We start from the raw sequence: 10,527 nt of genomic DNA on the forward strand, positions 1-10,527 counted from the left end.
CATCCTCCCAATACAGTAAGCTTACCACTATAACTTACCTTCTTTTAATTGCTGACCGAAAAGTGTGAAGAATGCTAGTAGCGCACTTAATTGAATTTCTTCATCCGCTCCCTCAATCATTCTAAAGTTTATTTCACCTATTTTATCTGCCAACTTAACCTTAGCTTCCTCTGGAATTTTAAGTACAAACACCTCTCTATGCATTTGTCTAACAATATCTACTCCTGAAAGACCATAAGTTATCATTAATTCTCTAAGCTTTTCCCTCGACTTTATAAAGTTTCCATTCAATGCCAACTCCATCATCTCTCTAATCTCAACTGGACTAGCTTTACCCACAACTCTGTAAACTGATTTCTCATCCACTACACCTAATGCGGCTGCTGCCTGTAAAGTGTTTATAGCTCTTCTCAAATCGCCTTCAGCCACATAGAGAATAGCCTTTAATCCGTCCTCCTTCAATTCTACATTCTCCTTTTCTGCAATCAATCTAATTCTACCCGCAATATCATCATCACTAAGTGGCTGAAATCTAAAAATAGCACACCTAGACTGTATTGGTTCAATAATTTTACTTGAATAATTTGCAATTAATATAAACCGACAAGTCCTAGTGTATAATTCCATAGTTCTCCTTAGAGCTTGTTGAGCATCAGCAGTCATGTTATCTGCTTCATCTAAGATTATTATCTTATATGGAACTTCTCCAATTGGCAGTGTTCTAGCATAATCCTTAACCCGCTCTCTTATAGTCTGAATACCTCTCTCATCAGAAGCATTTAGCTCGAGAACATTTTGCCTCCAATTCGAACCATATAATTCGTATGCAAGTGCGAGAGCTGTAGTAGTTTTTCCAGTTCCAGGAGGACCAGCAAACAGCATATGAGGAATGTTCTTGGTCTTCACAAATTGTTTAACTCGCTCTATAACTTCCTTCTGATTAACTATATCATCAAGTCTTCTTGGTCGATACTTCTCAGTCCAAAGCATTAGCATAGTTGTACTTAACAAATTTCGTCACCAGCCTAAAATCTCTCAACCTATAATATTAAGTTTAACTTGCCTACACGCAAAAACTTAATACACCTCCAAGAGTAATAATGAAATGCACGGTGTTTCCAATGTTCAAACAAATAATAAAAGCTTCACACATAAGTTACGACACTAGCTTAATAAGGGCAGTTATAAAAGAAGCTAGTCCCTCAATTGAAGCGGCTGGAAGTAGAATTGATTTGAGTAGTGTTGGATTTGAAATTCAAATTCCAAGATGGATAGCCCTAAAACTCATGGAACTAGGTATAGTTGACTTAAAAGTTAGTGAGGAATTATCATTAAGAGAACTTTTAAGAATCATGTGGAAGGAATCTAGAGAAATAAACTTAACAATAATTGACCCTCACTTCTATCCTAAATTAAGAGCATATTTAAAGAAGCTTAGAGAAAAATGTAAAGAAGAACCATTGCCAGAATTAATCCAAGAATTACATAAAATTGAAACTACAGCAAGAGACATTATAAGTTGCAGATTACAAAAAATTATTCAAGCAGCCTTAAGTGAAGCTCTCCCCCCAAATGTTTTAGAGGCAATGACCATTGAAGAGAAAAGCCTACTAATGGAAGTCTCACAAATTGTAGAAAAATGGAAAAAACAAATTTTAGCTTTGGAGGAAGATTAAATGACCTTTGAACTCATAGAATTAGATCCAAGAGAAAGATTCGCACAATTCTTTAAATCTTTTCAGACAAGTGAAGGTGAATATAAGTATAGACGAAGATTAAGCCAAATGGCCATAACTGGAGAAAAATCACTTTTAATAGATTTTGAAGATTTAATGAAATTTGATCATGAACTTGCAGAGGCATTAATTGAAAAGCCCTCTAAGTATATAGAGGCAGCTTCCTATGCAGTTGGAGATGTAATGAAAATAATAAATTTAAATTACGCTAGAAAAGTTCGAGAGTTCAGAGCTAGATTTAGACGATTACCAGAGCTAACACCACTTCGAAAAATAAGAGCAGAACATCTTGGAAAACTAATAATGATAGAAGGAATACTAACTAGAGCTTCATCAGTTAAGCAACAATTAATCATAGGAGTCTTTGAATGCCCAAAATGTGGAAATATAATGAAAATTGAAAAAAGAGAAGGTGAAGGTAGAATTAATCCACCTGAAAGATGTACAAATCCAGACTGTAGACATCGTGGAAACTTCACACTCCTAATTGAAGATTCAATATTCATGGATTGGCAAAGACTGACAATACAAGAAAAACCAGAAGAATTACCACCAGGTCAACTACCAAGATCAATTGATGCCATTGCAAGGGGAGATATCGTGGATGTAGCGAGGCCAGGAGACAGGGTAATTGTAGTTGGAATATTAAAGCCGAGGCCAGAGTTCACTCCCAGAGGAAGACTATCAACATACAGGCCAATATTAGAAATAAATTCAATTGATGTAGCTGAAAAGGGATTAGAAGAAATTGAAATAACACCAGAAGATGAGGAAATGATAAAGGAATTAGCTAAAGACCCATTTATACATAGAAAAATAATTCAATCAATAGCCCCATCAATATTTGGATATGAAGAAATAAAGGAAGGAATAGCATACCTGCTTTTTGGTGGAGTGCCAAAGCAACTTCCAGATGGAGTTAGAATAAGGGGAGATATAAACATACTACTAGTAGGAGATCCAGGGACAGCTAAAAGCCAACTACTTCAATATGTTGCTCGAATAGCGCCACGTGGAATATATACTTCAGGGAAAGGTTCAACTGCAGCAGGACTAACAGCAGCAGTTGTGAGAGATAAATTAACAGGAGACTATTATTTAGAGGCAGGGGCACTAGTCTTAGCAGATGGAGGTGTAGCATGCGTAGATGAAATAGATAAAATGCGAAGCGAAGACAGAGTTGCAATGCATGAAGCGATGGAACAACAATCCTATCATCCATCCTTTGAAATAACACTAGCAGATGGAACAAAAGTAAAAATCGGAGAATTAGTTGATAAATTGTTTGAGAAATTTCCTGAAAGAAAAATTATTGGAATAAACTGTGAAATACTTCCAATATCAGACTTAAATATTGAAATACTTACAACAGATTTTAATACGATCTTTAGGACAAGAGTTAATAGAGTAAGTAGACATAAGTCTCCAAATAAATTCATAAAAATCATTTATTCAAATGGAAGAGAAATAATTGTAACACCAGAACATCCAGTATTTATTTTTGAAGAAGGGGAAATCAAAACAATAAGAGCTGACAAGTTAAAGGCCGGAATTTTTGTTCCAGCGGCCAGAAAAATTGAGTTTAAAGGCATGGTTAAACTCGATACTAAAGTTGCTAAAGGTAGGAAAAAAGTTAAACTTCCACAAACAATTAGGATGCCTGCTGCAAGATTTTTAGGATACTTCGTAACGGAAGGTTATACATACAACGTAACTGGCAATGAAATTGGATTAAGCAACACAAATCAAGAAATAATTTCAAAAATGAAGTTAAGCATACAAGAGACCTTCGGATTTAAGCCAATAGATTATATAGACAAAAACAGAACCCTAAGAATATTATCAAAAGCCGTCTATGATTATATGGCTAAAAACTTTCCAGAAGCAATGAAGCCAAGTAATTTTAAACGAATACCTCAAAGGGTATTTACACTTCAAGAAAAGGAAAGAATAGAATTTCTTAAGGCTGCCTTTGAAGGTGATGGATCTATTGAGAGTGAGGCATTAGCGTATACGACATCTTCAAGGGGTCTTGCCGAAGACTATCAAGACTTGCTATTAACCCTAGGAATTCACTCACGAATAGTTAAGGAAACTTATGTACTTTCAAATGGGAAACGAAGACAGCGATTTAAAGTCTATATCACTGGAGACAGTTTGAGAAAATTTGTAGAAACAATAATTCCTGAATTCATGGTGAATAATAATGTTAGAAAATTAATAGAAAGAAGCGAAAGGAAAAATAGGAAACATGATGTTTTGCCACCTTATATTGGAAAAATGATAATTACATGTCTTAAGAAATTGGGACTGCCTTATAATGGCTACTTCCACAGACACCTTAGAATGAATCATGGAATAACTATTGAAGTCATAGATAGATATCTAGAAATTATTAAAAACAGAATAAGAGAATGCGAGAATGCTACTAGGAAGATAACTAATTTCAAAGAATTAAGACAAAAACTCGGCTATTCACAAAACAAAGTTGCTAAATTAATCGGCGTGTCAAGAAGTAAAATTGACTACTTAGAGAGAGGAGGCTATAGCTTTGAAAAAAGAAGTAAAATGCTTGATAAGTTTAAAAAAGAAGCATTAAAGGAAATTGAGTATGCAAAGGGAATTATAAGGAAAATTGAAAGACTAAAACGGTTCAGATGGTTAAGAATAAAAAGAATTGAAATTCTGGAAAACAAAGATGAAATTGAAACAGAATGGGTTTATGATGTTACAGTTGAACCCACAAGAAACTTCATGAGTCATGGACTCGTACTACACAACACAGTTAGTATAGCCAAGGCAGGGATAGTAGCTACATTAAACGCTAGGACAGCTATTTTAGCTGCTGCGAATCCAGCTTTAGGAAGATTTGTTGAACAGAAAAGCATTGCTGAAAATGTAAATCTACCCATAACTATACTTTCAAGATTCGATTTAATATTTACAATAAAAGATAAGCCTGAACCAAGACTCGATGAACAAATGTCAGATCATATACTGAAATTACATCAGTCAAGAAGTTATGCTGGTTCCCCTCCAATTCCTCCAGATCTACTTAAAAAATACATCTCATATGCAAGGAAAAATATTGTTCCAAGATTAACTCAAGAGGCTTCTGAAAGAATAAGAAAATTTTATCTTGAAATGAGGAGCTTAGGAAGAGAGAGTGAAGCTGCAACTATCCCGATAACACCAAGACAATTAGAAGCTTTAGTTAGAATGGCGGAAGCAAGAGCTAAAATGGCATTGCGAGAAGAAGTAACATTGGAAGATGCAGAGGCAGCTATTAGATTAATGAAATATGTCCTTGAAAGAACAGCAATAGATAGAGAAACAGGTCGAATAGACATAGACGCAATAATGACAGGGAAAACACTCTCACAAAGGGAGAGGCTAATAAAATTAATGGATATCATTAGAGAAAAAGTAAGAGAGATTGGCGGAGCAGTAAAAATTGATGAAATTATTGATACAGCCGAAAAAGAAGGATTAGACAGGAAATTTGTTCAAATAGCTATAGAAAGAATGTTGAGAGATGGATTACTATATGAGCAGAGACCAGGATTTATAATGCCTACATAGCGGAGGGACACTAAATACTCATAGACCAGCTAGATATACCTAGAATAGTAAAAGAAATAATAACTAGACAGGGAATCAATAAGCTTTATCCACCACAAGAACAAGCAATAAGAGCAGGAGTACTAGAAGGAGAGAATATTGTTCTAGCAATACCCACAGCTGCAGGAAAAACACTAGTTGCAGAATTAGCAATGACAAAGCAGATACTTGAAAGAGGAGGAAAAGCATTCTATTTAGTTCCATTAAGAGCATTAGCAGCTGAGAAATATGAAGAATTTAAAAAATATGAAGAGGCAGGAATAAAAGTTGCAATGAGCACAGGAGATTATGACAGCAGTGATCCCTGGTTAGCTAATTACGATTTAATAGTAGTTACAAATGAAAAAGCAGACAGTCTATTAAGACATAGAGCAGATTGGATTGAGGATATAACAACCATTGTAACAGATGAGGTACACCTTATTAATGATCCCAGCAGAGGACCAACCTTAGAAATGGTAATAGCAAGATTAAAGCAAATAAATCCTGAAGCCCAAATAATTGCACTTAGTGCAACCATTAGAAATGCTGATGAAATAGCTGAATGGCTTAGAGCAAAATTAATTAAAAGCAATTGGAGACCCGTCCCATTAAGAAAAGGAGTTTACTTGAAAGGAGCAATAATATTTAATGATGACAAAATATTAGAGCTGAAAAGAAAAACTTCAGAGCCTTGTGAAGCCATCGCAATAAACACCATTAAAGAAGGAGGGCAAATATTAATCTTCACAAATACAAGATTAAGAGCAATGAGGCTAGCATTAAAACTAGCTCCAACAATCTCGAGACTTCTAAACAGAAAAGAGAAAAACGAATTAAAGCTAATTTCAGATGAAATACTTCAAACTGGAGAAGTGACAAGAATAAGTGAACAATTAGCATCATGTATAAAATGTGGGACAGCATTTCACCATGCAGGTTTAATATATGAGCATAGAAGGATAATTGAGGAAGCCTTCAGAAACTTTAAAATAAAAGTAATTTGCGCAACACCAACACTAGCAGCAGGAGTAAATCTACCAGCTAGAAGAGTAGTGATTAAGCATTATCGCAGGTATGATATTGGAATGGGATACAGAAATATTCCAGTTCTAGAATTCCATCAAATGGCTGGCAGAGCAGGAAGACCTAAATATGATAAATATGGAGAAGCAATATTAATTGCAAGAACACTAGACGAAAAAGAATTCTTAATGGAAAAATATGTTAAAGCACCACCAGAAAGAATATGGTCAAAATTAGCAACAGAACCTGCACTAAGGTCACACATACTTGCAATTATAGCAACTGGATTTGCCAGATCCATTAAGGGTATAATAGATTTTCTAAGACATACATTTTACTATCATCAATACGGAAGTGGCACCTACATCAAAAAAGTATTAAACAGGATAATCAACTTTCTCACAATAAATGAAATGGTTGAAAGAGAAAACAATAAGATTAAGGCAACTAAGCTTGGAAGAAGAGTGTCAGAACTATATATTGACCCATTAAGCGCAGTATACATAAGAGAGGGATTAGAAAAAACAAGAGAATCCACAACCCTAGGCTATCTACACTTAATAGCATCAACACCAGACATGCCAAAACTCTTCTTAAGAAGAGGAGATCGAAAAAAACTTACAAGCATACTGCTAACTAGATCAAATGAATTTCTTTTAACAATACCTGACTCATCAATAGAATATGACGAATATGAATACTTCTTGGCATCGCTAAAAACTGCATTAACATTGATAGATTGGATAAATGAAGCTAGAGAAGACGAGATAATAGAGAAGTATGAAATTGGATCTGGGGACATATACGCATTAGCATCAACCGCTAGATGGCTATTATATTCAGCAGCAGAGCTAAGCAAAATATTAGGACTAAAATACCATATTAAACCACTACAAAAACTAATGCTAAGAGTTGAATATGGATGTAAGGAAGAATTACTATCAATAATACATTTAAGAGGAATCGGTAGAATAAGAGCCAGAATGCTATATAATGCAGGTTATCGAACACTAGAAGACTTAAGAAAAGCTAAACCATCTGAACTATTAAGAATACCCACAATAGGTGTTGAAACAATAAAAAGAATAAAAGAACAACTAGGAGAAAAAATAGAAGAAAAATTGGAAGAAGAAAAAATTGAAGAGCAAAAACGCATCATAGATTACATATAGCAGTAAGAATAAAATAACTTGGAGGAGAAATATGGTAGACAATTTAAGAGAAATACAGTTTATAGAATATACTGACAGAAAATTTGAAGAGCCAATCGCAATCATCGGCCTACCAGACATAGGATTAGTTGGATCAATAGCAACGGTTCACCTAACAAAGGAACTAAAATTACCAGAGCACGGATACGCCTACTACGACTTAATTCCACCAGTAATATTACTTCATCAAGGAGAATTAAAGGCACCAATTAGAATCTATGCAAATGAAAAAGTAATAACAATAATATCTGAAATAGCACTTTCCACACCAATAATTCTAGCTTTATCAAAGAAAATTGTACAATGGGTAAAAGAGAAGAAGGGGAAATACATTTTAATGCTAACTGGACTCGGAGTACCAAATCGAATGGATATTGAAGAGCCAAAAGTGTATGGCGTAGCAACAAATATGGAAGGAAAAAAACTTTTAGAGGCAAATGAAATTGAAATTCTACAAGAAGGATTTATTGCTGGAGCTAATGCATTAATATTAAGAGAATGCATAAAAAATGGGGTCCCAGCCATACTTCTATTATCAGAATCATTCACAGAATTTCCAGACCCAGCAGCTGCTGCATCGATATTAAAGGCCTTTAGCAAAATAACTGGGATAAAAATAGACACGAAAAAACTAATAGAACAAGCAGAGGAGATACGTATAAAGGCAAGAGAACTAATGAGGAGGACGCAAAGACAATTAAAAACAATGAGGAAAATCCAAGAAAGTGAAGTACCCCTCATGTATCGCTAGGAGATGGGAAGATGTGGAGAATTTTTAGAGAAATTGATGAAATAAGCAGGGAAATTGAAAGAATTATAGATGAAATGTATGAGGGAAGAGAAAGACCTATGTGGGATTACAATTTAAAATGCCTAGAACCTTTAGTCAGTATAAGAGAATTTGAAGACGTAATAATAGTAAACATTGATCTGCCATGTGTAAATAGAGAGGATATAAAAATATACGCAACAGAAGACACATTGACAGTTGAAGCAAAATTAAGGGAAGAATATAAAATTGAAAGATTAGGAGTAATAAGGAGAAAGGCATCATTCAAATATTTCAAAAAAGTTATTGGACTTCCATCACCAGTTATACCTGAAAAAGCAAGAGCTCGATTTAGAGCAGGAATATTAGAAGTAATTCTACCAAAAAGAGTTAGCGGAAAAGAAATAAGAGTAGAATAACTATGTATCAGAGAGCTTCACATAGACATGTTTCCCATCACTCCAAACCTCAACTCTTACCACACTTTTTGAAATAAAGATGTCAGATGGAATATAAATTACATCAAAACTAGATGGCAATTTAATTGAAAAAATATGACTGCCAAAAACTATAATTAAATGTCCAGAATCATCAATTTTCAAAGAGGAACCTTCAACTTCAATTGGAAGAATTACTCTAACACACATATAAGAAGGGGAATCAACATGCTTAATACAAGTAATAGAATTCAATATGGCATTTAATACTAAATTAAGGGATTCATCAGCCACAAACTCTAAACAACGATAAGGAGAAACAACTAAATAAAAAGCAGATAAAATAAGGTTAAGCGAAATAAAAAGTGCAAATGTCAAAATAAAATGTGAGATAATATACCTCATGTATTCCACCAGACTTTTAAAAGTTTTATAAAGATAACGAGTGGTCTATGTGGAGATACAGATACATTGAACACATCAGTAGAAGAACCATAAGTAACTTTTAAAACGTGAACTCCACTCTGCAATGACGAGAATCTATATTCTAAATATTCCACTTCACTCTTAACCATTAAGGAGCCATCGACAACAACATCTAAGCTGGGCTCATAAAAAATAACACAACTAACAATTACTCGCCCATTAAAAATTTTTACTAATGGCCTAAAATGCAACAAAACACTATCACCTAAACCTCTAATTGAAAAAGCAAAGTTATCAGTTAACCCTTCAGAAATTAATGACTCAACACTATATAGTCTAACCTTGCAAGAATAAGTTATAGCATAATTAACTGTTGCAAACAAACACTGATCATTAAAGTTAATCAAGATAAAACCATCACTCAATAAGAAAATTCTCCCAGTAGAAAGCCTAACATGAAAAACTTCAGCACTACCCATAGAAATAATGTTTAAGATAGATTTATAGAGACTTTTAACATAATCCAATTCATATTTCGAACTAGAATATAAAATGTTAACATAATAGTGATGCACTCCAAGAACACCAACTACGATCACTGAAGAAATAATTATAGACAATACAACAACATGTGAAATACTCATATCTCTTCAACCTCCAATTCAACAACTTCAAATAAAACATAAATTAAAGGTAAAGGCAAACTTAATAAACAAGTCCTTTTGAAGCTGCCGCTAATAAATGAAAACTTTAAAGACCTATCGGGTAAGTAATACCTACGCAGTATACGATGAATAGATGAAATCTTAATTGAAAATCTATCATTTAAGAAGACATTATCCCGGTTTTTTAGGCTATACACTCTAACAAATAAATGCTCACCAACATGGATAATTTGAATATTAAATTTAAGGATAATCCTAGATGCATTCAATAAAATGTGAAAACCAGTATCATTAAATGAAAAAACATTACCACTACCATATAAAATCATAAATTCATTCCCAGATAGGTTATAGACGCTGGAAACAATATGTACTTCAAAATCTCTCCAACCCCCTAAAATATAGTTATCATTTATCAAAAGAAGTGAATAGTTTTTCACTTGAAAAATTACGACGTTATTATCAGCATCAAAGACTCTTGATTCACCTACAAAAATCATATCATCCAAACTATTAGCAAGAAAGAGAGAGAAACTTTTAGTTGATTGCCTATTCCCTTTACTATAAAGAAAATTGACATAATTAAATCCTGAAGTATACATCATCAGAATTATAGAGATGAAGATAAAACTAACAATAATGTTAACTGAAATTTCA

The 10,527-nt window shown here is 33.8% G+C and carries 9 protein-coding genes; 5 read left to right on the forward strand and 4 right to left on the reverse strand.

The window, feature by feature from the left end:
- Nucleotides 1–27: 27 nt before the first annotated feature.
- The gene (locus ACW8TM_RS01755; RefSeq protein WP_491531589.1) at nucleotides 28–996 is read right to left on the reverse strand and encodes a replication factor C small subunit; all 969 of its coding nucleotides are present in this window, start codon (nucleotides 994–996) and stop codon (nucleotides 28–30) included.
- Between the two features lie 125 nt (nucleotides 997–1,121).
- On the opposite strand from ACW8TM_RS01755, the gene ACW8TM_RS01760 reads away from it, so the two are divergent.
- Genes ACW8TM_RS01760 through ACW8TM_RS01780 form a run of 5 tightly spaced genes read left to right on the forward strand, consistent with a single transcriptional unit; the run spans nucleotide 1,122 to nucleotide 8,761 of the window.
- Complete coding sequence (locus tag ACW8TM_RS01760; protein ID WP_491531548.1) at nucleotides 1,122–1,676, forward strand: hypothetical protein; 555 nt, start codon at nucleotides 1,122–1,124, stop codon at nucleotides 1,674–1,676.
- Nucleotides 1,677–5,318: an LAGLIDADG family homing endonuclease gene (locus tag ACW8TM_RS01765; protein ID WP_491531549.1), complete on the forward strand. Its 3,642-nt coding sequence runs from the start codon at nucleotides 1,677–1,679 to the stop codon at nucleotides 5,316–5,318.
- Nucleotides 5,319–5,338: 20 nt separating this feature from the next.
- Entirely contained in the window at nucleotides 5,339–7,534 is a 2,196-nt protein-coding gene (locus ACW8TM_RS01770) for an ATP-dependent DNA helicase (protein WP_491531590.1), read from the forward strand.
- Between the two features lie 31 nt (nucleotides 7,535–7,565).
- Complete coding sequence (locus ACW8TM_RS01775) at nucleotides 7,566–8,324, forward strand: proteasome assembly chaperone family protein (RefSeq protein ID WP_491531550.1); 759 nt, start codon at nucleotides 7,566–7,568, stop codon at nucleotides 8,322–8,324.
- 11 nt (nucleotides 8,325–8,335) lie between these two features.
- A complete protein-coding gene (locus tag ACW8TM_RS01780) occupies nucleotides 8,336–8,761 on the forward strand; it encodes an Hsp20/alpha crystallin family protein (RefSeq protein ID WP_491531551.1) in 426 nt (141 codons plus the stop codon).
- Here the strand turns inward: ACW8TM_RS01780 and ACW8TM_RS01785 are convergent, their stop codons facing one another.
- The 3 genes from ACW8TM_RS01785 to ACW8TM_RS01795 are packed head-to-tail and all read right to left on the reverse strand — an operon-like array spanning nucleotide 8,762 to nucleotide 10,370.
- Complete coding sequence (locus ACW8TM_RS01785; RefSeq protein ID WP_491531552.1) at nucleotides 8,762–9,184, reverse strand: hypothetical protein; 423 nt, start codon at nucleotides 9,182–9,184, stop codon at nucleotides 8,762–8,764. It abuts the gene before it with no gap.
- Complete coding sequence (locus tag ACW8TM_RS01790; protein WP_491531553.1) at nucleotides 9,181–9,849, reverse strand: hypothetical protein; 669 nt, start codon at nucleotides 9,847–9,849, stop codon at nucleotides 9,181–9,183. Before ACW8TM_RS01790 ends, ACW8TM_RS01785 begins: the two co-directional genes overlap by 4 nt.
- On the reverse strand, nucleotides 9,846–10,370 hold the full coding sequence (locus ACW8TM_RS01795) for a hypothetical protein (protein WP_491531554.1): 525 nt from the start codon (nucleotides 10,368–10,370) through the stop codon (nucleotides 9,846–9,848). Before ACW8TM_RS01795 ends, ACW8TM_RS01790 begins: the two co-directional genes overlap by 4 nt.
- Nucleotides 10,371–10,527: the final 157 nt, after the last annotated feature.

This window comes from Candidatus Culexmicrobium sp. (genome assembly GCF_058356305.1).